Source organism: Salinibacterium sp. UTAS2018 (assembly GCF_004118935.1).
GTDB lineage: Bacteria > Actinomycetota > Actinomycetes > Actinomycetales > Microbacteriaceae > Rhodoglobus.
Genome location: NZ_CP035375.1, coordinates 942,354 through 964,240 on the forward strand (window position 1 = coordinate 942,354; position 21,887 = coordinate 964,240).

Genomic DNA, 21,887 nt, shown 5'->3' on the forward strand with positions numbered 1-21,887 from the left:
GTATCGTAAAAATATGAGCGATGCACCCGCGGCGAAATCCCAGCTAAAAACAGTTCTCGTCGCGTTTGCCGCCAATCTCCTCGTCGCGATCGCGAAGTCCGTCGCGGCCTTCGTCACGGGTTCAGCATCAATGCTCGCTGAAGCTGCGCACTCGTGGGCGGATGCCGGTAACGAGATTTTTCTCCTCATTGCTGAACGCCGCTCGGTCAAGCCAGCTAACGCCACTCATCCGCTCGGGTTCGGTCGCGAGGCTTACGTGTGGTCGCTGTTCGCCGCGGTTGGCCTTTTCACGGCGGGCGCTGTCGTCTCGGTGCAGCACGGAATTAGCGAACTCATTGACCCCGAGCCTGCGAGTGACTTCAGCGTCGCTTACATCGTGCTGGCGGTCGCCTTCGTGCTCGAGGGCATCTCGTTTGCGCAGTCGCTCGTGCAGGCACGAAAAGGGGCTGCACGCTTCAATCGCCGCCCCCTCGACTACGCGCTTAATAGCTCGAACACGACTTTGCGCGCAGTGCTGGCCGAAGATGCAGCGGCTCTGATCGGCCTGGTCGTCGCTTTTCTCGGCATCCTGCTGCACCAGCTCACCGGCAACGCCGTCTGGGATGCGCTGGGTTCCATCGCGATCGGCCTCCTTCTCGGCGTTGTCGCGGTGGTGCTCATCAATCGCAACCGACGCTTCATCGTCGGTCAGACTCCGGGCGACTCCGCCCGCCGAATTGCCGGTCGGGTGCTCACGAATCATCCAGAAATCGCTCGCGTGACCTACTTGCATCTCGAATTCGTCGGGCCCGAGCAACTCTTCGCAGTGGCCGCCGTCGACCTCGTCGGAAATCACCGCGAAGAAGAAGTCGCCCGCCAACTACGAGAAATCGAACGCTCCATCGAAGGCAACAGCCTCATCAGAAAAGCAGTACTGACGCTCTCGGTCAGCGATGAACCATCGATCGATTTCGACTAGCCCTCGTCGAGGCTACCGAGTCGGCGCAGCACGGCGTTGAGAAGCGTGCCCTCGGCATCCGGAATCACATGGTGGTTCAGGTAAATGCCCTCGAGCCACGGCAGCACCTCGTCGGCCGCCATACCAATCGTGTTCCAGTCGACGCCGGGCACAGCTTTGGAGCGCGGCTCTCCCGTGCGCGGGTCTGTCCACGCTTCGGCGATCGGCTGATCTGGTTCTGACTCCCCCGCGCCCCACAGCAAGGCGATCGGATGATTCTCGCCGTCGATGTGGTCATGGCTCACGGTGCCCGCACCGAGCCACGGCAACGTCAGAAGCTCGCCCTCGACCTCGATCTCCAACAGATCGAGTTGAACGGGGTCTGCTACTTCGCAGATGTAGAGATCGAAGCCCGCGTCGTGCCAGGCCGCAGCCTGCGTGATGTCGTCGAGAATATTCGGCAGCAGTGCGTGAAAGTCGCTCGCGAGTCGGGTTGCCCACTGCACCAGCGTGCGCGTGTCATTGGCCGACCACGGACTCGTTTCGCGCGGTTCACCCTGCGCGCTGTGAAAGTGGTGGTTGACGCCCTCGCTCGTGGTCTCGCAGTGCAACTGGCCGTTCGCGTACTCAACGTGCAGGTCGCTCAGGTTGGCTTCGTCATCCCAGCCGGCAAAGAGTTCTGGCGCAGCGAGCGTCGGCGGCAAATCGATCGGCGGGGTGCGCCGCGTGCCGAGGTTGAGTACTGCCCGCAGCCGCGTGTTGGGCATGCGGAGGCTGAGATCGGTCATTCGTTCGTCGCGGAATGCGCCGCGGCATCCGCCTCAGCTTCGGGCGTCGCCGTTACGCGTTCGGGCTTGGCGGCGATACCCATCATCGAGATGACCACGATCATGATGGCGCCACCCACGAGAGCGATGTCGGCGATGTTGCCGATGAAGTAGCCGTTGTAGTTGATGAAGTCGACCACGTGGCCGCGGGCGAACCCGGGGTCGCGGAACAGACGGTCACCGAGGTGGGTGATGGCTCCGCCGAGGAGCATGCCGAGGGCGACGGCCCACGCGCGTGACTGCACGGTCAGCGAGTACCACGTGATCCCGACGACGGCGAGCGCCGCAATGATCGTGAGCACCCAGGTGTATTCCTCGGCGAGCGAGAACGCGGCACCGGGGTTGTAGACGAGCTGGAACGAGAGCAGATCGCCGATGATCGGGATGTTCTTACCGTCGCCGAGGTTGGCTTCGGCCCACCACTTGCTGAGCTGGTCGGCCGCAATCACGAAGGCGGCGAGCGCGAACAGGCCCACGAGCAAACGGCGCGGTGCGCGCGTGGCGGTGGGCGCCGAAGCAGTGGTGGCCGCAGCAGGGTCGAGATTCTCGGTCATAAGACCATTCTTACCTGTTGCGGCCACCCCCGCTGTCACACCATCGTCAAGACGGTGCCGGGATCGTTCAGAATCGAGCCAACATCGGTCAAGAAGCGGGCCCCCTGTTCGCCATCAACAAGACGGTGATCGAACGAGAGACTCAGCGTCATGACGTCGCGCAGGGCGACTTCTCCGTGGTGTTCCCACGGCATCTTGCGCACGGCACCCATCGCCAGAATGGCGGCTTCACCCGGGTTCAGGATGGGCGTACCCGCGTCGATACCGAAGACACCGACGTTGGTGATCGAGATCGTTCCGCCGTTCAGCGACGCCGGCGTTGCCTTGCTCGCTCGCGCATTGTGGGCCAGGTCACCAATTGCCTCGGTGAGTTCGGCCATAGTCATGGCGTCGGCATCCTTGAGGTTCGGCACCATGAGTCCCCGCGGAGTCGCGACCGCAATACCAAGGTTGATGTACCCGAACTCCACGATTTCGTTCGCGTTGGCATCCCACCGCGAGTTGAGCGATGGATTACGAGCCACACCGATGCACAGCGCTTTGGCGACAACGGCGAGCACCGAGGCTGCGGTTCCCTTGGCCTTGAGCTTCGCAACCAGTTCTACCGTGCGCGTGACATCAATCGTCAAGAACTCGGTGACGTGCGGTGCCGTGAACGCACTCGCGACCATGGCGGCCGCGGTTGCCTTGCGCACCGATTTGATGGGCGTGCGCGTTTCGCGCGGTCGCGAGCTCGCGAGCACTCCCGTTCGCGTTCCCGAACCAGCGGGGGCAGATGCTCCCGCCGCGGTCTCATCGTCAGCCTGCGTTCCCGCCGCTGAGGTCTCGGCCGCGCTCAGCACGTCATCCCGAGTGATGACGCCTTCGGGCCCCGTGCCGGTTACCTGCGTGAGGTCGACACCACGGTCGGCGGCGAGCTTGCGCACCGGCGGCGTTGTCTTGGTGCGGGCATCGGCCTGCGAGACTGCCACTGGCTCCGTCGCCGTCTCTGCCGCCGGCTCTGCCGCCGCGAGCTCCGTCTCCGCTGGCGCACCGCTGCCCTTGCGAGGCTTACGCGTTGGGCGCTTGCCACTCTCCACCGCAGGACCGTAACCCACGAGCACAGCGTTTCGTTCGGGGGCTGCTTCAGCGGCCGGTGCCGCCTCGGATCCCGCACCCTTCGCCGCGTCATCCGCAGCGCCGCTCACATCGCCGACACTGGCGGCACCGTTCGAGTCGCTGCCGCCCGCGGGCGCATCTCCCTCAAGCTCAAAGGTCACGATGCGCGTGCCTACCTGCACGGTTGACCCGGGCTCGGCATGCAGGGCGAAGATCGTGCCGGCCACCGGAGACGGCAACGAGACGATCGCCTTCGCCGTCTCGACCTCGGCAATAGGTTGGTTGAGCGTCACGAGATCGCCGACAGCAACATGCCATTCGACAATCTCAGACTCGGTCAAGCCCTCGCCCAAATCGGGCAGAGCAAACTCTTTGACGGCCATTACGCGCTCCAACCGGTAAGTGAATTCACGCGACCCAGCGCACGGTCAACGCCGTCCAAGATGCGATCAAGGTCGGGCAAGAAGTGGTCCTCCAACTTCGCAGCCGGGTACGGCACATCGAAGCCCGTGATGCGAACGGGAGCTGCCTCTAAGTAGTAGAAGCAGCGATCGGCGAGCGTCGCGGCGATCTCGGCACCGAGACCGCCAGATTCCGACGCCTCGTGGGTAATCACGAGCCGCCCGGTCTTGCGCACACTCGCCTCAACAGTGTCGAAGTCGACCGGAGAGAGCGAGCGAAGATCGACCACCTCGATAGAAATGCCGTCATCGGCGGCGGCGACTGCGGCATCCAGAGCCGTCGCGACGAGGGGGCCGTAGGTCACGAGCGTGACGTCGGTTCCCTCGGTGACGACCCGCGCTTTGCCCATGGGCAGACCGGTGGCATCTTCGTCGACCTCGCCCTTGGTCCAGTAGCGACGCTTGGGCTCGAAGAACAGCACCGGGTCATCGCTCGCGATCGCCTCGCGCAGCATGCTGTGGGCATCCTGCGGCGTCGAGCAGGTGACAACACGCAGTCCCGCAGTGTGGGCGAAGTACGCCTCGGGCGACTCCGAGTGGTGCTCCACCGCGCCGATACCTCCACCGTAGGGAACCCGAATCGTCAGCGGCATCCGCACGTTTCCGCCGGTGCGATAGTGCAGCTTGGCGACCTGAGCGACAATCTGGTCGAAGCCCGGGTAGATGAAGCCGTCGAACTGAATTTCGCAGACGGGGCGATAGCCACGAAACGCGAGTCCCACGGCCATGCCGATGATTCCGGCCTCGGCGAGTGGGGTGTCGATCACGCGGTCCTTGCCGAAGTCGCGCTGCAGCCCGTCGGTGACGCGGAATACGCCGCCGAGAGTTCCAATGTCTTCACCGAGCAAGACGACTTTGTCGTCATCGCTGAGCGCGCGCCGCAGGCCAGAGCCGAGAGCTTTCGCCAGAGTGAGTTCTGTCATTTTTCGAATCCCTCGAGGTAGGCCTTGTACTGGCTCTTTTGACGCGCGAGCCCCGAGTGCTCGGTCGCATAGACGTTGTCGAACACGCTGAGCGGTTCGGGGTTCTTGAGCGCCAAACATCCGGCGCGGAACTCTGCCGCCACTTCGTCTGCTCGGGCCTGAATGGATGCCGCCAGTTCGTCGGTCAACACCCCTTCGCTGCGCAGAAACGCTTCCACGCGCGCGATGGGGTCTTTGGCTTCCCACTCTTTCGCGACCACCGGGTCGACATAGCGGCTCGGGTCATCAGAGGTGGTGTGGGGCCCGCGACGGTACGTCACGGCCTCGATGAAGGTCGGGCCGCCGCCGTTGCGCGCGCGGTCGAGGGCGCTGCGCGTTGCCGCCATGACGGCCAGCACGTCGTTGCCATCAACTCGGATGCTCGGAATTCCGAACCCCGGAGCGCGATCGGCAATCGGCCGCTGAGCCTGCAGCCCCACGGGCTCAGAGATCGCCCACTGATTGTTTTGGCAGAAGAAAATTACGGGAGCGTTGAAGGAAGCCGCGAATACCATCGCTTCGTTGACATCCCCCTCGCTCGTGGCACCGTCACCGAAGTAGGCCACCGAGACGCTGTCGACGCCGTCGAACTTGCAACCGACGGCATAGCCGGTGGCGTGCAAGGTTTGAGCACCGATGATCACCGCAGGCGTTGCCATACCGACCTCGAAGGGATCCCAGCCCGAGGCTGCCGTTCCGCGCCAGACCCGCACGAGGTCAGGCAGCTTCACACCTCGGCAATAGGCCACAGCGTTCTCGCGGTAGCTGGAGAACACAAAGTCGTCGGGGCGTAGCGTGCGAGCTGAGCCGACCTGCGCCGCTTCTTGCCCCAAGAGTGGTGGCCAGAGGCCGAGTTCGCCCTGGCGTTGCAGAGCTGTTGCTTCCGTATCGATACGACGCACGATGATGAGGTCTTCATAGAGACTCGCGAGCTGATCACCAGTGACGTCGGAGACCCAGGGGTCGTAGAGTTCGTCACTCAACCGTTTTCCGTCGGGATCAAGAAGTTGCACAAACTCAGGAGTTTGCTTCTTTGCCCCCGGAATCTGGGCTGTTACGGGCACGGTGGTACTCATCGTTTCTCCGATCCGCTCTCGCACCGGCAGGTAAGCCGCGCTCCAGCGATCCTCACAACCGCGATGGGTAAACCGCAGGTTGACCCGAGCCTCGTCGCTCGGAGTTAATCTGACGGTACCTACACACCGAGCCGTTCACAAGACGCCGCACGAAAGTCGCTGCAGATTGGTCGGCAGACACGGCATACTGTCAGCGCAGGAGTCCGCCAGCGTCGGCGCACTCAGTGTCGAAGGAGTCACGAATGCCGCAGTCCCCCCTCGCTGGATGCCATCGTCGTCGGCGGGGGCCTCGCCGGGCTCGTCGCGGCCGCCGAATTGCTCGCCGCTGGCAAACGCATTGCGCTCGTCGAACAAGAGCCCGAAGCGAGCCTGGGCGGGCAAGCGTGGTGGTCGTTCGGCGGCATGTTCCTCATCGATTCGCCTGAACAGCGCCGGCTCGGCATCACGGACTCGCTCGAACTCGCCACCCAAGACTGGTTCGGTACAGCAGGTTTTGACCGCGATGAAGACGAATGGCCTCGCCGCTGGGCAGAGGCTTACCTGCAGTTCGCGGCGGGCGAGAAACGCGAGTGGCTCCGCGAGCGCGGAGTGAAGTTTTTCCCGGTCGTCGGGTGGGCAGAGCGTGGCGGCTATACCGCTCTGGGCCCCGGCAATTCGGTACCGCGCTTCCACATCACGTGGGGCACCGGCCCCGCGGTGATTGAACCTTTCGTCGCGGCCCTCCGCCGCGGCATCGATCAGGGGCTCGCGACGTTGCACGTGCGCCACCGCGTCGATGAGTTGATCACGGAGAACGGCACGGTTGTCGGCGTGCGCGGGGTAACGCTAGCCCCGGATGCCGCAGCACGCGGTACGGCCAGCAACCGTACCGTCGTGGGCGAGTTTGAACTCCGCGCCCCTGCCACCATCGTGACCTCAGGTGGAATCGGGGGCAATCACGATCTCGTGCGCGCCCAGTGGCCGGCCAGAATGGGCACGGCGCCCCAGAACCTGCTCAGCGGGGTTCCCGCTCACGTTGACGGCCGGATGCTCGGCATAGCCGAAAGCGCCGGGGCTCACCTCATCAATGGCGATCGCATGTGGCACTACGTCGAAGGAATTCAGAATTGGGATCCGGTGTGGCCGCAGCACGGCATCCGCATCTTGCCTGGCCCCTCAAGTGTGTGGCTCGATGCCACCGGTCACCGCCTGCCCACTCCCTTATTCCACGGCTTCGACACTCTCGGAACACTCGAGCACATCGTCTCCACCGGCTATGACCACTCCTGGTTTGTGCTCACACAGTCGATCATCGAAAAAGAGTTTGCTCTCTCGGGTAGCGAGCAGAACCCCGACCTCACGGGTAAAAGCGTGCGCGAACTGCTCAAGCAACGGCTCAGCAAGGGCGCGACTGATCCCGTCGAAGCCTTCAAGAAACACGGTGCCGACTTTGTAGTGGCCGACACTTTCGACGATCTGCTCGCGGGCATGCAAAACCTCACGCCCGACGTTGCGATCGACGCCGCCCACGTTCGCCGCGAGATCGAAGCTCGGGATCGCGAACTCACCAATAAATTCACCAAGGATTCCCAAATCACGGCGCTGCGCCAGGCGCGCAACTACCTCGGAGACAAGTTGATTCGAGTGGCCAAGCCCCACCGCATCCTTGACCCGAAGGAGGGACCGCTGATTGCGGTCAAACTGAACATCCTGACGCGCAAGAGCTTGGGCGGCATCCAGACGGATCTCGAGGGGCGCGCGCTCGGCTCGAATGGCGCTGTCGTACCCGGGCTCTGGGCTGCCGGCGAGGCGAGCGGGTTCGGCGGCGGCGGCATGCACGGCTACCGCGCCCTCGAAGGCACCTTTTTAGGCGGATGCTTGTTCAGCGCACGAGCCGCCGGCCGAAGTGTGGCAGCAGCACATCACAACTCCGAGTAACTTTCAGTTGCGCTCGCGATGCCGGTTAGGATCGATGCGTGACTGACTCCTCGACTCCCCTCCCCCCTGCTGGCTGGTACCGCGACCCCGCGGGAGGCGCTGCTCCCCGCTGGTGGAACGGAACCGCGTGGGCCGCCGCGAACACGGTGCCCGCTGACGCGACACCGCTCCCGACCCCGGCGGCGGCTGCTACACCTGCGCCGGCCGCGACAGCTGGCTCCGTACCACCGGTAACTCCTGCCGCACCAGCGGCTCCTGCCGCACCGGCTGCTCCTGCGACCACACCCGGGACCTACGCGGCAGTCCCTCCCACCCCGAGCTACGCTGCCGCGGCGCCGACCGCTGCGTCGGGCACCGGAACAAACACCGGAACAAACACGTGGCAAATTTGGGTGATCGTTCTGATGCCGCTGCTGGCCATCCCGGCTCTCTTCATGATCGATTCGGCAGCTTTTCTGCCTCAGCCCGGAGACGACGCGCTGTCGTCTCAGCTTCGGCTCTATTCCGACCCGGGCTATTTGTTCACAATGGTCTGGGGTTGGGTGACGTTCATCGCCAATATCTTCCTCGGCATTTACGACCGTCGCGCCCTCATGAACCGCGGTGTCGACCGCCCGTTTCACTGGGCATTCATTTTCCTCGGTGGCTTCATTTACACGATCGGTCGCTCGGTGATCGTGCGCAGCCGAACAGGTCAGGGCCTCGCGCCACTGTGGGTATCGCTCGCCGTTCAGGTGTTCGGCTTGGTAGCAGCGTTCGTGTTCTTGGCTAACGTCGTGACTTCTGTCATGACGACTTTCTAACGGGCGACCGACCACCCACGACGTTTCACGAGCACGTGACCACGCCTGGTCGACAGGCGGGTCCACGCTCCTGATTCAAAGACGGATGCCGCCTCGTCGTCCCCGAGAAAGCCCAAGCTGACGGCGGCAAAGCCTGCCCCAGCGGGCACGTAGTCGGGGTCGTCGAGCGGACGGCCCCACACTTCAGTGCGCACTTTGTGCACGAGTGCTTCCCCGGTGCCGGTCGGAATCGCTTCAGCAACTTCGGCGATTCCCGCCCGTGCGGCCTCTTCAAGCACAGCACTCGGCACGGCATTCAGAGCAACCCAGCCACCCCGCGGTGGGGTGATCGCCGCCCACGTGACGGTGTTGACGCTCATGGGCAGGCTGACGGCGACGGGTTCACCGAGAGTGTCGGCAGAAGATTCGACCGCACTTTCGATTCGTGCCAGCAGCGAACGCACGGGAACGACCGCATCAAAGTCTTCTTGTGACGCCAGCGCAAAGGTGCGCAGCCCCAGCACTGTGGGGCTCTGATCGAGCAGTCCAGCGGGGTGCAGCACGGAGACGTAGACGGCAAGAACGCCGCCTCCGCCAATCAATCGCACTGAGCCTTCGTCGACCCGAGCCGCTCGGCTCAAGAAAACTTGCAGATCGCCCAGCGCGAGGGAATCGATCACAGTAAACGTTGCAGTCATAGGCCTCTAAACTACAGGCATGAGCGACCCTATGTCTGGGCTTCTGACTGCCCTCGATCTGACCGACACCGGCGCACGAACGAGCGAAGACATTTTCACTGGTCCCAGCCAGTGGATGCCCCAGGGCCGGGTCTTCGGAGGTCAGGTGTTAGCTCAGGCTCTCGTCGCCGCGCAGCGCACCATTGCCGATGACCGCTCGGTGCACTCGATGCACGGCTACTTCCTCCGCCCGGGCGATATCAATCTCCCCATCACCTTCTCCGTCGACCGCATTCACGACGGCCGCTCGTTCTCCACTCGTCGCACGCAGGCGTATCAAGACGGCGTGCCGATTCTGTCGGCCATCGCCTCATTCCAAGATGACGACGAGGGTCTCGATCACCAGATCGATATGCCTGCTGGGCTGCCCGATCCCGAGTCCTTGCCGACCACCGCAGAAGTGTTAGCGGAGTTCGATCATCCGGTCGCCCGTTATTGGGCCTCAGAGCGTCCCTTCGACATGCGCTACGTGACGTCGCCGATCTTTCTCGGCGTTGATGGGGGCACGGTCGGACATCAGGCTGTCTGGCTCAAGTCGGTGGGCCCCATGCCTGACGACATGAACCTTCACCGCGCCGCCCTGGCTTATGCCAGCGACTACTCCATCTTGGAATCGATCATGCGTCGCCACGGCTTGGCGTGGGTCACGCCCGGCATCAAGGTTGCCAGCCTCGATCACGCCATGTGGTGGCACCGCGACGCCCGAGTGGATGAGTGGCTTCTCTATGTACAGGAGTCACCAAACGCGATTGGTGGCCGCGGCCTCTCGCAAGGGCGCATCTACGACCGCGCGGGGCGCTTGATCGCCAGTGTGGCGCAAGAAGGAATGGTTCGCCCTCCGCGCTAGCCGACGCTCATTTCGTCAAATTGGACGGTCAATTCGAGACCGTTGGGTAACAAAAGAATAACGAACGCGACCCCGTTCGATCCCTACTGTGCCGCGGATGTGTCGCCGAACCCGTACTGAGATGTCCCCGCTTTGGCGGACTCCAGCCTGCAAAAACCCTCAAAAAACGTTACCGTTGATATCGGCCTTGCCCCCGGTGTGCCCGTTTCTGGGTCCTGTCGGCAAGGTGCTACGAATCAGGCCGCGCGCGCCACCCCAGTAGTGGGATGACGTTCGTACGGTTGTTTCGCAGTGGAGTTGCTCCGAAAGCGCTCCCCTATCGTTTCCCATAAGAACCACCTAGGGATTCGACAGAGCCCTGCGATCAACCCGGACCGTAATCGAGAGAAGCGAAGCCCTCAAGGTGCCGAGTAATCAGGAGAACGTGACCGAGAAATTTGCTGTCAGCGCCAAAAATATCTACAAGGTTTTTGGACGTCGTCCCAATGAAGCAGTAGAGAGGCTCCAGCACGGCGCCTCCCGTGATGAGATCACCGACCTGGGAACCGCAGCCGTTATCGACGCGAGCTTCGACGTTTTGCCCGGCGAAATCTTCGTCGTCATGGGTCTTTCCGGTTCAGGAAAGTCGACCCTCATCCGCATGCTTAACGGACTCTGGGACACGACATCCGGAACCGTCACCGTCGGTGACGACCTCATCACCGGAATCTCAGCCGCCAAGCTGCGCGACGTACGCCGTCGCCGCATCTCCATGGTGTTCCAGCACTTCGCCCTCTTCCCGCACCGCAGCGTTCTCGAAAACGCCGCCTACGCGCTTGAAGTTCAGGGCATCCCCCGCGAAGAGCGTCTCGCTCGCGCCCAGAAGACCATTGACCTCGTCGGCCTCAAGGGCTGGGGCCACAAGATGCCCTCCGAGCTTTCCGGTGGAATGCAGCAACGCGTCGGCCTCGCCCGCGCCCTTGCCGCCGACACCGACGTTCTCCTTATGGACGAGGCCTTCAGCGCGCTCGACCCACTGATCCGCCGCGAAATGCAAGAGCAGCTGCTCGAACTGCAGCACGAGCTCGGCAAGACCATCATCTTCATCACTCACGACCTCAACGAAGCCATGTTCTTGGGTGACCGCATTGCGGTTATGCGAGACGGCCGCATCGTTCAGATCGGTACGCCCGAAGACATCCTGACCGACCCTGCCAACGACTACGTTGAGCAGTTTGTTCAAGACGTTGACCGCGCTCGTGTGCTTACGGCAGCCAGCGTGATGGAACCCGCGCGTTCCACCGTTCTTGCGACCGCCGGCCCCCGTGCCGCACTCAAGACCATGCGCGACCTTCAAACGTCGACCGCGTTCGTGCTCGGCCGAGACCGCAAGCTGCAGGGAATCGTGCGTGACGCCGATGCCATGAAACTCGTTCGCAAGGGCGTCAGCGACCTGTCATCGATCCTGAGCGACGAGTACAACGCCGTTCAAGAAGACACGTATCTTTCCGAGCTGTTCGTGCCCTCCGTCGAGAGCCCGCTGCCGCTCGCTGTTGTGGATGCCAACGGTCGCCTCATGGGCGTCGTTCCCCGCGTCACTCTGCTTGCTGCTCTCGGCAACGTGTCAACGGACACGGGCGAACTCCAAGTTATTGAACCCCCGCTGACCGTATCGACCGCCGTCATCACCGACGCCCTCGATGCCAGCGCTGACGCCAGCGCTGCAGCCATTGCTACCGGCGATACAAGCTCCGACGCGAAGGAGGACGCACGATGAACGACTTCCTCAGAATTCCCCTCGGCCAGTGGGTCGAAAACGGCATTGATTTCATCACCGACACCTTCGGTTTCGTCTTTGACTTCATCAAGCTGATCATTTCCTCGGTCGCCGACGGCATGAACTTCGTGTTCACGTCGCCGCCGTTCTGGGTCATGCTCATCATCTTCGCCGTACTTGCCTTCGTGGCTCGTGGATGGCTGTTCTCACTGGGAACCACACTCGGCTTTCTCTTGATCCTTAGCTTGGATCAGTGGGAAAACGCGATGGACACCATGGCGCTCGTTCTGGTTGCCGCGGCTATCGCCGTGTTTATCAGCGTTCCGCTCGGAATCCTCGCCGCGAAGTACCGCACGGTTTCCACAATCGTGAAGCCCATTCTCGACTTCTTGCAGACAATGCCAGCCTTCGTCTACTTGATCCCGGCCCTCATCCTGTTCCGCATCGGTGACGTTCCTGGAATCGTTGCAACCGTGCTCTTTGCGCTTGCTCCCGGTGTTCGACTCACCGAACTCGGCATCCGCGGTGTTGACAGCGAAGTTGTTGAAGCCGGTCAGGCCTTCGGCTCATCGCCGGGCCGCATCCTGCGTCAAATTCAGCTTCCCCTGGCACTGCCGTCCATCATGGCCGGTATCAACCAGGTGATCATGCTGTCACTCTCCATGGTCGTTATCGCGTCCATGGTTGGTGCTGGCGGCCTCGGTCAGCCCGTTATCCAGAGCCTGAGCCGTGCGGATGTCGCACTCGGCTTCGAAGCTGGACTTTCGGTAGTGATCTTGGCCATCTTCCTTGACCGTCTCACCGCATCCTTCGGTTCGGGCAAGGGTTACTTCCGATTCATCATCGAATCATTCAATGTTCGTGGTCGTCGCGCAGAATCTGCAGCAGTGGATGCTGCCGCAAACAGCGACGCCGCAACAACCGAACCTGCGGAACTCACTCCTCCCGTTCGCTAATTTTCGGGCGCCCACCCGCGCTCGTTTCCCCGCATGCAGAGAACCCTGTGTGCATCGACGTCAACATCGTCGCGCTTTAGCGTTGACAGAAAAGGACGACACCATGAAGAAGCAGACACGCGCTGCAATTGCAATCGGAGCCGCTGCGCTCCTCGGTCTCTCAGCTTGCGCTGCAGGCGGAGACGACATGGCTAGCGGAGACGCTGCTGAGAGCAAGGATCTCAGCATTGCCGTATTCAACGGATGGCCTGAGGGCGAAGCAGTTTCGTACCTCTGGAAGGCAATCCTTGAAGAAAAGGGCTACAACGTAGAGCTCGAATACGCTGACGTAACCCCGATCTTCTCGGGTCTCAGCACCGGTGACTACGACATCGCGCTTGACGGATGGCTCCCCATCACTCACGCCAGCCTGATGGAAGAATACGGCGACTCGATCGAGGACCTCGGCGCATGGAACAGCGAAGCGGGACTGACCGTTGCTGTAAACGCAGATGCACCGATCGACTCGCTCGAAGAGCTTGCAGCTAACGCTGACAAGTTCGGCGACCGTATCGTCGGCATCGAGCCTGGTGCAGGCCTCACCGAAGCCGTCATGAACAACACCATGCCGACCTACGGCCTTGACGACATGGAACTGTTGACCTCGTCGACTCCCGCCATGCTCGCTGAACTGCAGGCTGCACTCGACAACGGCGAGAACATTGCCGTGACTCTCTGGCGTCCGCACTGGGCCTACGATGCATTCGACATCAAGGACCTTGCTGACCCCGAGGGAACGCTCGGCGACGTTGAAGAAATCCACTCCTTCGCTCGCGACACCTTGAGCGACGACATGCCTGAGGTTACCCAGTGGATCTCGAGCTTCAAGATGGACTCCGAGCTGCTTTACTCGCTCGAGAACGTCATGTACAACGAGTACGAGGGAACCGACTTCGAGCCCATCGTTGCAGACTGGATCGCAGCGAACCAGGACTACGTAGACGGCCTCACCAGCTAATACTGGTGTAGCTCTCAGCGCCTCGGTGCTGTAACTCACGAAAAGGGGTCGCCTTCGGGCGGCCCCTTTTTGCGTGCGCACGGCACCCCTCCATCTCGCGCTAGGGTCGAAGGGTGTCAGCTACCGAGAACCCCGTCGTCATCATCGCTCCCGACTCGTTCAAAGGCAGCCTGAGCGCTGCGGATGCCGCCGCCGCTCTTGAGCGTGGCGCCCGCGAGATGCTCCCCGACACCGCCACCGTGCTGACGTTTCCCATGGCCGACGGCGGAGAAGGCTCTCTCGACGCCGTTCTCGCCGCCTGGCTTCAGCCGCCGCTGACCATGATGACCGTCGACGCCATCGGTCGCGAGCGCGAAGCCAGCTACGGGCTCGACCTCGACGGCAAACGCGCCGTCATTGAGGCCGCTCAGGCCAGCGGGCTCCCCCACGTGCTCGACGTGGAACCTCAACCGCTGCGTGCCGACAGCTACGGTGTTGGTCTCATCGCCGCCCACGTCATTGAACGCGGCGCGCGCGACATAACCCTGTTTCTCGGCGGCTCTGCTAGCACCGACGGCGGCTCAGGGCTGCTGCGCGCCCTCGGTGCGCGATTCCTCGACGACACCGGCACAGAGTTGGCACCCGGCGGTGGCGCGCTCACCTCCCTCACAACGATCGACCTCAGCGGGCTCTTGCCCGGCGTGCTGGAGACGACATGGCGCATCGCCGTCGACGTGACCAACCCACTGACCGGGAGTCGGGGCGCAGCTCAGGTCTTCGGGCCTCAGAAAGGGGCAACGGCATCTGATGTTGCGGTGTTGGATGCCGGACTCACGCGCTTGACAGAGGTGCTGGCTTCGACACCGCTCGCTGCCGAGCGCGGTTTCTCCGCGGCCGGGATTGCAGCACTCCCGGGAATCGGTGCCGCCGGCGGTACAGCCGCACCACTCGTCGCACTCTTCGGGGCGGAGCTCGAACGTGGTGCTCAGCTCGTCGCCGATACCATCGGCCTCAGTGACGTCATAGGCACCGCCGATGTGATCATCAGCGGCGAAGGACGGCTGGATGCGCAGTCGCTCGACGGCAAAGTCGTCGACTACCTGCGCGGTTCGAAATCGTCGACCGGGTTCCTGGTCGTCGTCGCCGCCATTGTCGATCTCACCATCGATCAGTGGTCAGCGGCCGGTATAGATGCCGCTTTGCCGTTGGGTTCCGGAGTCGAGAACCGCAAGGAACTGTTCCAGTTCGCCGCGCCGCTACTCGAAGCGCGCGGAGCCCACGCGATTGCCGAGTGGCTTGACCCGACGGATCTCGACGAAGAGTTCCGCGACGATGACGACGAACCGTCGAGCGACTTCGCCTAACGTCTTCTAGCGTCTTTTCGGCGTCGCCTAGCGTCGTTTGGCGAACTGCAGAGGTTCTTCGGCGTACTGCGCAAAGACTTCGCGTTGTGCTGCGCTGATCCGCTGCGGCCGCGAATGAGCAGCATCGACGAGCACGAGTGTCGTGGATGCCCGCACGTATAACTGGCGCGGCGATACGTTCACCGGGGTGTAGATCTCGTAGCAAACCTCAAGGCTTGCGCCCCCAACGCGACCGATCCACATCTCAATGTCGATGGGTTCGCGCAGGTACGGGATCGGCAGCAGGTACTCGATTTCTTGACGCGCGATGAGCGTCATCGTCGGGCCGCCGGGGCGACCATCGAGAACTGCAGTGAGGGGCGCATCCTCCCCCGCTGCGGGCCAGAATGCATGGATTCGCGCCTCTTCGAGGAGGCGAAACACTTCGGCATTGTTGACGTGTTGGTACGCGTCAACGTCTGACCAGCGCAGCGGGAGCGGGATGTGCAATCGCATGACTAGTCGCGCGTGAGCTTGCGGTACGCGCTGCGGTGGGGCTTGGCCGCGTCGGGGCCAAGACGCTCGATCTTGTTCTCTTCGTAAGCGTCGAAGTTTCCCTCGAACCAGTGCCAGTAACCGGGCGTCGCTTCGCTGCCTTCGTACGCCAGGATGTGCGTCGCGATGCGGTCGAGGAACCACCTATCGTGAGTGATCACCACAGCACAACCGGGGAATTCGAGCAATGCGTTCTCGAGGCTTCCGAGAGTTTCAACGTCAAGGTCGTTAGTCGGTTCGTCAAGCAGCAAGAGGTTTCCGCCCTGCTTGAGCGTGAGCGCGAGGTTCAAACGGTTGCGCTCACCACCGGAGAGCACGCCAGCCTTCTTCTGCTGGTCTGGTCCCTTGAAGCCGAACTGCGAAACGTAGCCGCGCGAGGGGATCTCAGTCTTACCGACCTGGATGTAGTCCTGACCGTCGGAGACAACTTCCCACAGCGTTTTGTTGGGGTCGATTCCGCCGCGGCTCTGGTCGACGTAGGAGATGTCGACGGTTTCGCCGACCTTGAGATCTCCTGAGTCGAGGGGCTCAAGACCAACGATGGTCTTGAAGAGAGTGGTCTTTCCGACACCGTTGGGGCCGATGACGCCGACGATTCCGTTTCGCGGAAGAGTGAAGCTCAGTCCGTCGATGAGAATGCGCTCGTCGAAGCCCTTCTTGAGGTTCTTGGCATCGATAACCTGCGAGCCGAGACGCGGTCCCATAGGGATGACAATCTCTTCGAAGTCCAACTTTCTGGTCTTCTCCGCCTCGTTCGCCATTTCTTCGTAACGTGCGAGGCGGGCCTTCGACTTGGTCTGGCGGCCCTTGGAGTTTGAGCGCACCCATTCGAGTTCGCTCGAGAGACGCTTAGCGAGCTTGGCGTCTTTCTTGCCCTGCACCTGAAGACGCTCTTGCTTCTTCTCGAGGTAGGTCGAGTAGTTGCCCTCGTAGGGGTAGAGGTGACCGCGGTCGACTTCGGCGATCCATTCGGCGACGTGGTCGAGGAAGTACCTATCGTGGGTTACGGCCAGTACGGCCCCCGGGTATTTGGAGAGGTGCTGCTCGAGCCAGAGAACGCTCTCGGCGTCGAGGTGGTTAGTGGGCTCATCGAGAAGCAGCAGGTCGGGCTTCTGAAGGAGCAGCTTGGTGAGCGCAACGCGGCGCTTTTCTCCACCGGAAAGTTTGTTGACGGGCCAGTCTCCGGGAGGAGTGCGAAGAGCATCCATTGCCTGTTCGAGCTGGGAGTCGAGGTCCCACGCGTCGGCGGCGTCGATCTCCTCTTGTAGCGTGCCCATTTCGGCCAGAAGGGCGTCAAAGTCTGCGTCAGGTTCTGCCATTTCGAGGCCGATGGCCGCGTGGCGGTCGACTTTGGCCTTGATCGGTCCAACGCCTTCTTGCACGTTCTCGAGAACGGTTTTGCTCTCATCGAGCTCGGGCTCCTGCATGAGGATGCCGACGCTGTAACCGGGGCTCAGTCGAGCTTCACCGTTGCTGGGGGTGTCGAGCCCAGCCATGATTTTGAGGATGGTGGACTTACCGGCACCGTTGGGGCCAACCACACCGATCTTTGCGCCGGGGTAGAACGACATTGTGACGTCGTCAAGAATGAGTTTGTCGCCGACCGCTTTTCGCGCGCGCACCATGGAATAAATGAATTCGGCCATGCGACCATTCTACGGAGCGTTCGGGCTCAGTCGAACCCGTTTGGGTAGTTACCAGTCGATCGGTCGGGTCTTGCCCACAAGACAACCACCGGTGCCGAGCAGGGGCTCGATCGATGACACGTAATCGTCTTCGGTGAACTGCCCAATCAGGCATTCCCCTTTGATCCGTACCGAGACCACAATCGAATCAGCGGCAAGGCCGATGGCGGTTGCGTCGGGGGTCACTTCCATGTCGGACTGGGTGAAGCCGTTTTCGACTAGCTTGTCGACAATGCTGCGGCCGTCGCCCCGCCCGTTGGCGTCAAAAGACTCCTCGTTGAGCATGTCGAAGAACTGGCGGTTGCCCGCTGCAGCTTCGCCGGGACGAAGCACGGGCCCTTCAGACGTGGCCCCGGGTTCGGAAGTGTTGCTTACCGTCGCGGTCGGCGTTGCGGTCGGTTCGGGCTCTTGCGCAACACAACCGCTGAGGGCAACTACAGCCGCGATGGTAAGTGCGAGAGCAGCACCGAGTCGGCCGGTAGGTCGTACGCGCATTGCATTCCCTTCGTCGGCCACGATTCTTCCGGGCCGGCTCAAGTCTAGATTGCTTGCGCGCACGATCCACTCAGAAGGGCTTCTCAGCTCCGCTTGAGGCAGCGACGAGCTCGCCCTCCTCGGAAGAGTCATCGCTATCGGCGTTGTCTGACGCGGGGAACTCATCATCGTCAGCGCTGTCGCTGGTCGTGTGGTTCACGCTGGAGATCGTGCGCGAGAACTGCGCCGTTCCCCACATGAGGTCGTGACCGAGAGCATCGGCTTCGATCTCGATGTTCGTTCCGCTGCGGTCGGCGTTCTCCCATTCGCGAATCTTTAGTCGGCCCGTCAGCACAACACGGTCGCCTTTGCCGATTGAAGTGGCGCTGTTGATTGCGAGCTGGCGGAACGAGGTGATCGTGTACCAGTTGGTCTCGCCGTCGATCCAGCGCTGGTTACTGCGATCGAAGCGTCGCTGCGTTGAGGCAAGACGGAACGACGTGATGGGCAATCCCTCCCCGGTGACGATGTGCCGCGGTACAGTCGCAACGAGCCCGGAAACGGTGATGGTGTCTGACATAACTACTCCTAGTTTTGGGTCGCGCAAAGGAGAGCGGGACCGAATGGCAGACAGATGCGGGCCGACACTCGTGCCGGGAAGCCGACCCGGCATCCGTCTGACACCAGTGTTCGCCGGGCGAGCAGCGCAGAGGAGCCGATGCCGCCTTCTGTGGACGACCTCGACTATCTGCGCGCAGAGTAGGACTAGTTAGTTCTCGCGCAGCAACGCCGAAATATCAATTACGGGCGAGACACCCGCCTGCGACCTAGTGCTCGCGGAACTCAGGCCACGCCGTGCCGGGCAACAGGTTTGCGTGCAGGGCAGACTTCGCGGCATCCAGAGTCGGATAGACCCCTCGATAGTCTTCGTCTTTCAATAATTTGAAGGTGAACCCGTCTGTTACCCGGTGCACCGAGCCAACTGCTCCCGCCTGGGTGAATGCCACCCAGGTTTGTCCGGTCAGAGTGTGGTTTGTCATTTCCGAACCTCCTTCGAATTAGTGAACGACGCCAATGTCGTTCGTTAACGACCGTACGCCGCCTCGCGACGAAGATAAAGACCTTCGTGCCAGACGGCGCACAGTGAGCGTCGTTACCGGGAATTACTTGATGTAGCTCGAGAACGACGAGCGGATTTTGTTGACCTTTGGCAACGCAACTGCCATGCAGTAGCCCTGACCGGGGTTCTTTGCGAAGAAGTCCTGGTGGTAGTCCTCAGCGTTGTAGTACGTGTCGAGCGGCTCGATGGCCGTCACGACGCCGCCATCCCAATATTCGGATGCGCGATCACGAGCTGCTTCGAAGAGAGCCTTCTGCTCGTCACCGTCGTAGAACATAGCCGAGCGGTATGACGAACCGACGTCGTTGCCCTGGCGGTTCAACTGGCGCGGGTCGTGGAGAGTGAAGTACACGTCGAGGATGACCTCGTCGGGAATGACCTCGGGGTCAAAGGTGACCGCGACCGCTTCAGCGTGGCCCGTCGTCTCGGTGCAGACCAGCTCGTAGCTGGGGTTGGGCACCGTTCCGCCGGTGTAGCCAGAAACGACGTCAGTAACGCCATTAAGGGTGCGGTAGACCGCATCGAGGCACCAGAAACAGCCGCCTGCGAGATGAAATGTGTGCATAAGTTGAGCCTACTTTCTTGGGCTGGATGTCTCATACAACGCACACTGCACGTACTGTGTTCCCTCAATCACTGGGCATATGCTGAACGAATGCCTTATGACGCTTCTGACATCCGTTACGACTCCACCGAATATCACCGCGTAGGCCGCAGTGGCCTCAAGCTCCCTGCAATTTCATTGGGACTGTGGAATAACTTCGGTGATGACCGCCCTCGCGCAACACAGCGCGCCATTCTTCGCCGCGCTTTCGATCTCGGCATCACTCACTTCGATCTGGCCAATAACTACGGCCCCGAAATCGGCGCCGCCGAGCGCAACTTTGGCGAGATTTTCGCCGACGATTTCGTCCCCTACCGCGACGAAATGATCGTCTCGACGAAGGCCGGCTTCGACATGGGCCCGGGCCCGTACCAAGACTTCGGTTCGCGCAAGTACTTGATCTCCTCGCTCGACGCCAGCCTCGACCGCATGGGTCTCGACTACGTCGACATTTACTACCACCACCGCCCCGACCCCGAGACCCCCATCGAAGAAACCATGGGCGCCCTCGCGACTGCCGTGAACTCGGGCAAAGCGCTCTACGTCGGCGTCTCTAGCTACAACCCCGAGCAGACCCTTGCTGCTCACGACGCTCTCGCCGAGTACGGCATCCCGCTCACGATTCACCAGCCGCGCTACAACATGTTCGATCGCCACATCGAAGACGGGCTCTTCCCGGTACTCGACCAGATCGGCGCGGGCAGCATTGTGTTTTCGCCGCTCGCGCAGGGACTGCTGACTGATCGCTATATGGATGGCACCATCCCCGATGGCTCGCGTGCCTCTGAGGGCCGCTGGCTTCAGCCCGGTCCGCTCAGCGACACGTATCTGCAGCGCGTGCGCGCCCTCAACGAGATCGCGCAGAGCCGCGGTCAAAGCCTTGCGCAGCTCGCGCTCACGTGGGTGCTGCGGCATCCACAGGTGACCTCTGCTTTGGTAGGCGCGAGCAGTGTCGCCCAACTCGAGAACAACTTCGCCGCTCTCGAAGGGCCGGCGCTGACGGATGACGAACTCGCCGCGATCGACCCGCTTGCGGTCGACGGTACGGCTCTTCGCTAGCCACACGAGCACCTCGACGGGGCCGGATTTCGCGCAGTAGCGCGGGGGCCGGCCTTTGTCGTTGCAGCAGTCTCCTAGCGCGCGCATCAGAATGTCAGTGTTCGAACATATATTCGAATCATTAGAAATTCGTGCTCACCAGCTGAAGGAGCTTGCCATGACCACCCTCGACTTTGCCGGCACTGCACAATCGATTCGCTCAGGAATCGTGACGGTGCAGTTGAATGACGATTTGTGGCGCATTACGCGGCCCGATGGAGAAGTGTTGGGCTACGTACACCGCTGGGTTTCCGCTGCTGGCGCTCGCTATCAAGCCAAGCGCATGCTTCAGCGGCAACGCCGTTTTTTGCCTCTCGGAGATTTCTGGACCATCGACGATGCTTTGGATATCTTCCGGTTTTGATGTGTCGCGCCTGTCGCTCTGCTCCGGCGGCCCTTAGCGGGGTTACAGTTCCAACATGATTCTTGAGTGGTGGAACGATCTCGTCGACTGGTTCAGCTCCGATCAGGGGTGGACCTTCATCACAAGCGCCCTCGTGCCCTTCCTCGCGATCGTCGTCGGGGGAATCATCGTGGGCATGATCGCGCGATCGTCGTTGCGCCGCTTGATCGGCCAGCAGGACCGTCAAGCTAAAGTTGCTGCTGTAGCCGCGCTCATAGCATCCGGGCGTCGCGCCGCAGCATGGAGCACCCTCTCTGCCGGTGAAAAGGAACACGTCGACCACCAGTCGAGCGAAGCAGAAGTGCGCGTGCGCCTTCTCCCCCTCAAAGGCGCCGATATTGCCGCCGATTGGGCTGCGCACAAGCTGGCCGCGATGAAAAAGAACTCGGTCAACTACAGCTTCCAAGCCGAACAAGACCTAGCCGAGCTGCAAGACGGGCTCATCGAGTGGCAGTCACGCCCGGGCCGCGCGAAGAAACTGTTCGCTCAAGACCTCGCCAGCTGGAAGTACGAGACGAGCGAAGCGGAAGACGAACTCGTCGTCAAGCAACAAGAGTGGGCTTCTCGCCAGGCAGCAGAAAGTACAACCGCACCAGCGGCCTCGACTTCAGGAACAGCCGGTTCTGGCACGACGAGCGCTACCTCCGAAGCCACTCCAACGGTGGTCATTTCTCCGGACCGCAACTAGCAACCGCAGCGAGCAGCGACAGCACTCACTC

General features: G+C 62.0%; 23 protein-coding genes. 11 read left to right on the plus strand and 12 right to left on the minus strand.

Annotated features, from left to right (window positions below):
* Positions 1-13: 13 nt before the first annotated feature.
* The gene (locus ESZ53_RS04450; RefSeq protein ID WP_129071721.1) at positions 14-958 is read left to right on the plus strand and encodes a cation diffusion facilitator family transporter; all 945 of its coding nucleotides are present in this window, start codon (positions 14-16) and stop codon (positions 956-958) included.
* Here ESZ53_RS04450 and ESZ53_RS04455 read toward each other — a convergent pair.
* The 5 genes from ESZ53_RS04455 to pdhA are packed head-to-tail and all read right to left on the minus strand — an operon-like array spanning position 955 to position 5,915.
* Positions 955-1,725, minus strand: a complete 771-nt coding sequence (locus ESZ53_RS04455; RefSeq protein WP_129071722.1) for a hypothetical protein — start codon at positions 1,723-1,725, stop codon at positions 955-957. The two genes, ESZ53_RS04450 and ESZ53_RS04455, sit on opposite strands and share 4 nt — an antisense overlap.
* Positions 1,722-2,318, minus strand: coding sequence for a signal peptidase II (gene lspA, locus ESZ53_RS04460; protein WP_129071723.1), 597 nt, complete (start codon positions 2,316-2,318; stop codon positions 1,722-1,724). Before lspA ends, ESZ53_RS04455 begins: the two co-directional genes overlap by 4 nt.
* Positions 2,319-2,353: 35 nt before the next feature.
* Positions 2,354-3,799 carry a dihydrolipoamide acetyltransferase family protein gene (locus ESZ53_RS04465; RefSeq protein WP_129071724.1) on the minus strand — a complete coding sequence of 482 codons (1,446 nt, stop codon included), beginning with the start codon at positions 3,797-3,799 and terminating at the stop codon, positions 2,354-2,356.
* A complete protein-coding gene (locus ESZ53_RS04470) occupies positions 3,799-4,800 on the minus strand; it encodes an alpha-ketoacid dehydrogenase subunit beta (protein ID WP_129071725.1) in 1,002 nt (333 codons plus the stop codon). Before ESZ53_RS04470 ends, ESZ53_RS04465 begins: the two co-directional genes overlap by 1 nt.
* The gene (pdhA, locus tag ESZ53_RS04475; protein WP_129071726.1) at positions 4,797-5,915 is read right to left on the minus strand and encodes a pyruvate dehydrogenase (acetyl-transferring) E1 component subunit alpha; all 1,119 of its coding nucleotides are present in this window, start codon (positions 5,913-5,915) and stop codon (positions 4,797-4,799) included. The genes ESZ53_RS04470 and pdhA overlap by 4 nt, the downstream gene beginning before the upstream one ends.
* 261 nt (positions 5,916-6,176) lie before the next feature.
* Between pdhA and ESZ53_RS04480 the strand changes: the two genes are divergently transcribed.
* Together ESZ53_RS04480 and ESZ53_RS04485 are read left to right on the plus strand one after the other, a co-directional pair.
* Positions 6,177-7,832, plus strand: a complete 1,656-nt coding sequence (locus ESZ53_RS04480; protein ID WP_129071727.1) for an FAD-binding dehydrogenase — start codon at positions 6,177-6,179, stop codon at positions 7,830-7,832.
* A 38-nt stretch (positions 7,833-7,870) separates the two neighbouring features.
* Positions 7,871-8,635, plus strand: coding sequence for a DUF2510 domain-containing protein (locus ESZ53_RS04485; protein WP_129071728.1), 765 nt, complete (start codon positions 7,871-7,873; stop codon positions 8,633-8,635).
* Here the strand turns inward: ESZ53_RS04485 and ESZ53_RS04490 are convergent.
* Entirely contained in the window at positions 8,632-9,312 is a 681-nt protein-coding gene (locus tag ESZ53_RS04490) for a hypothetical protein (RefSeq protein ID WP_129071729.1), read from the minus strand. The two genes, ESZ53_RS04485 and ESZ53_RS04490, sit on opposite strands and share 4 nt — an antisense overlap.
* A 31-nt stretch (positions 9,313-9,343) precedes the next feature.
* On the opposite strand from ESZ53_RS04490, the gene ESZ53_RS04495 reads away from it, so the two are divergent.
* The 5 genes from ESZ53_RS04495 to ESZ53_RS04515 all read left to right on the plus strand — a co-directional run bounded on the left by ESZ53_RS04495 (position 9,344) and on the right by ESZ53_RS04515 (position 15,250).
* Complete coding sequence (locus tag ESZ53_RS04495) at positions 9,344-10,198, plus strand: acyl-CoA thioesterase II (protein WP_129073494.1); 855 nt, start codon at positions 9,344-9,346, stop codon at positions 10,196-10,198.
* Between the two features lie 424 nt (positions 10,199-10,622).
* Positions 10,623-11,954 carry a glycine betaine/L-proline ABC transporter ATP-binding protein gene (locus tag ESZ53_RS04500; RefSeq protein WP_168187186.1) on the plus strand — a complete coding sequence of 444 codons (1,332 nt, stop codon included), beginning with the start codon at positions 10,623-10,625 and terminating at the stop codon, positions 11,952-11,954.
* Positions 11,951-12,910, plus strand: coding sequence for a proline/glycine betaine ABC transporter permease (locus ESZ53_RS04505; RefSeq protein ID WP_129071731.1), 960 nt, complete (start codon positions 11,951-11,953; stop codon positions 12,908-12,910). The genes ESZ53_RS04500 and ESZ53_RS04505 overlap by 4 nt, the downstream gene beginning before the upstream one ends.
* Before the next feature lie 103 nt (positions 12,911-13,013).
* Positions 13,014-13,907 carry a glycine betaine ABC transporter substrate-binding protein gene (locus tag ESZ53_RS04510; RefSeq protein WP_129071732.1) on the plus strand — a complete coding sequence of 298 codons (894 nt, stop codon included), beginning with the start codon at positions 13,014-13,016 and terminating at the stop codon, positions 13,905-13,907.
* A gap of 113 nt (positions 13,908-14,020) precedes the next feature.
* On the plus strand, positions 14,021-15,250 hold the full coding sequence (locus ESZ53_RS04515; RefSeq protein WP_129071733.1) for a glycerate kinase: 1,230 nt from the start codon (positions 14,021-14,023) through the stop codon (positions 15,248-15,250).
* Between the two features lie 27 nt (positions 15,251-15,277).
* On the opposite strand, the gene ESZ53_RS04520 is transcribed toward ESZ53_RS04515, so the two are convergent.
* From ESZ53_RS04520 to msrA, 6 genes are all read right to left on the minus strand, one after another.
* Positions 15,278-15,745, minus strand: a complete 468-nt coding sequence (locus ESZ53_RS04520; protein WP_129071734.1) for a thioesterase family protein — start codon at positions 15,743-15,745, stop codon at positions 15,278-15,280.
* A gap of 2 nt (positions 15,746-15,747) precedes the next feature.
* A complete protein-coding gene (ettA, locus tag ESZ53_RS04525; RefSeq protein WP_129071735.1) occupies positions 15,748-17,430 on the minus strand; it encodes an energy-dependent translational throttle protein EttA in 1,683 nt (560 codons plus the stop codon).
* Positions 17,431-17,478: 48 nt separating this feature from the next.
* On the minus strand, positions 17,479-17,964 hold the full coding sequence (locus tag ESZ53_RS04530; RefSeq protein WP_129071736.1) for a hypothetical protein: 486 nt from the start codon (positions 17,962-17,964) through the stop codon (positions 17,479-17,481).
* A gap of 70 nt (positions 17,965-18,034) precedes the next feature.
* On the minus strand, positions 18,035-18,523 hold the full coding sequence (locus tag ESZ53_RS04535; RefSeq protein ID WP_129071737.1) for a single-stranded DNA-binding protein: 489 nt from the start codon (positions 18,521-18,523) through the stop codon (positions 18,035-18,037).
* Positions 18,524-18,770: 247 nt separating this feature from the next.
* Positions 18,771-18,983: a methyltransferase gene (locus ESZ53_RS04540; RefSeq protein ID WP_129071738.1), complete on the minus strand. Its 213-nt coding sequence runs from the start codon at positions 18,981-18,983 to the stop codon at positions 18,771-18,773.
* Between the two features lie 123 nt (positions 18,984-19,106).
* The gene (gene msrA, locus ESZ53_RS04545; protein ID WP_129071739.1) at positions 19,107-19,628 is read right to left on the minus strand and encodes a peptide-methionine (S)-S-oxide reductase MsrA; all 522 of its coding nucleotides are present in this window, start codon (positions 19,626-19,628) and stop codon (positions 19,107-19,109) included.
* Between the two features lie 90 nt (positions 19,629-19,718).
* On the opposite strand from msrA, the gene ESZ53_RS04550 reads away from it, so the two are divergent.
* The 3 genes from ESZ53_RS04550 (at position 19,719) to ESZ53_RS04560 (ending at position 21,856) form a co-directional block, all read left to right on the plus strand.
* Entirely contained in the window at positions 19,719-20,726 is a 1,008-nt protein-coding gene (locus tag ESZ53_RS04550; RefSeq protein WP_129071740.1) for an aldo/keto reductase, read from the plus strand.
* Between the two features lie 157 nt (positions 20,727-20,883).
* Positions 20,884-21,129 carry a hypothetical protein gene (locus ESZ53_RS04555; RefSeq protein WP_129071741.1) on the plus strand — a complete coding sequence of 82 codons (246 nt, stop codon included), beginning with the start codon at positions 20,884-20,886 and terminating at the stop codon, positions 21,127-21,129.
* A 55-nt stretch (positions 21,130-21,184) separates the two neighbouring features.
* Positions 21,185-21,856, plus strand: coding sequence for a hypothetical protein (locus tag ESZ53_RS04560; RefSeq protein WP_129071742.1), 672 nt, complete (start codon positions 21,185-21,187; stop codon positions 21,854-21,856).
* Positions 21,857-21,887: the final 31 nt, after the last annotated feature.

Coding starts and splice junctions, on each gene's coding strand:
- ESZ53_RS04450 (WP_129071721.1), top strand. CDS start 14: ATGAGCGATGCACCCGCGGCGAAATCCCAGCTAAAAACAGTTCTCGTC.
- ESZ53_RS04455 (WP_129071722.1), bottom strand. CDS start 1,725: ATGACCGATCTCAGCCTCCGCATGCCCAACACGCGGCTGCGGGCAGTA.
- lspA (WP_129071723.1), bottom strand. CDS start 2,318: ATGACCGAGAATCTCGACCCTGCTGCGGCCACCACTGCTTCGGCGCCC.
- ESZ53_RS04465 (WP_129071724.1), bottom strand. CDS start 3,799: ATGGCCGTCAAAGAGTTTGCTCTGCCCGATTTGGGCGAGGGCTTGACC.
- ESZ53_RS04470 (WP_129071725.1), bottom strand. CDS start 4,800: ATGACAGAACTCACTCTGGCGAAAGCTCTCGGCTCTGGCCTGCGGCGC.
- pdhA (WP_129071726.1), bottom strand. CDS start 5,915: ATGAGTACCACCGTGCCCGTAACAGCCCAGATTCCGGGGGCAAAGAAG.
- ESZ53_RS04490 (WP_129071729.1), bottom strand. CDS start 9,312: ATGACTGCAACGTTTACTGTGATCGATTCCCTCGCGCTGGGCGATCTG.
- ESZ53_RS04495 (WP_129073494.1), top strand. CDS start 9,344: ATGTCTGGGCTTCTGACTGCCCTCGATCTGACCGACACCGGCGCACGA.
- ESZ53_RS04505 (WP_129071731.1), top strand. CDS start 11,951: ATGAACGACTTCCTCAGAATTCCCCTCGGCCAGTGGGTCGAAAACGGC.
- ESZ53_RS04510 (WP_129071732.1), top strand. CDS start 13,014: ATGAAGAAGCAGACACGCGCTGCAATTGCAATCGGAGCCGCTGCGCTC.
- ESZ53_RS04520 (WP_129071734.1), bottom strand. CDS start 15,745: ATGCGATTGCACATCCCGCTCCCGCTGCGCTGGTCAGACGTTGACGCG.
- ettA (WP_129071735.1), bottom strand. CDS start 17,430: ATGGCCGAATTCATTTATTCCATGGTGCGCGCGCGAAAAGCGGTCGGC.
- ESZ53_RS04530 (WP_129071736.1), bottom strand. CDS start 17,964: ATGCGCGTACGACCTACCGGCCGACTCGGTGCTGCTCTCGCACTTACC.
- ESZ53_RS04535 (WP_129071737.1), bottom strand. CDS start 18,523: ATGTCAGACACCATCACCGTTTCCGGGCTCGTTGCGACTGTACCGCGG.
- ESZ53_RS04540 (WP_129071738.1), bottom strand. CDS start 18,983: ATGACAAACCACACTCTGACCGGACAAACCTGGGTGGCATTCACCCAG.
- msrA (WP_129071739.1), bottom strand. CDS start 19,628: ATGCACACATTTCATCTCGCAGGCGGCTGTTTCTGGTGCCTCGATGCG.
- ESZ53_RS04550 (WP_129071740.1), top strand. CDS start 19,719: ATGCCTTATGACGCTTCTGACATCCGTTACGACTCCACCGAATATCAC.
- ESZ53_RS04555 (WP_129071741.1), top strand. CDS start 20,884: ATGACCACCCTCGACTTTGCCGGCACTGCACAATCGATTCGCTCAGGA.
- ESZ53_RS04560 (WP_129071742.1), top strand. CDS start 21,185: ATGATTCTTGAGTGGTGGAACGATCTCGTCGACTGGTTCAGCTCCGAT.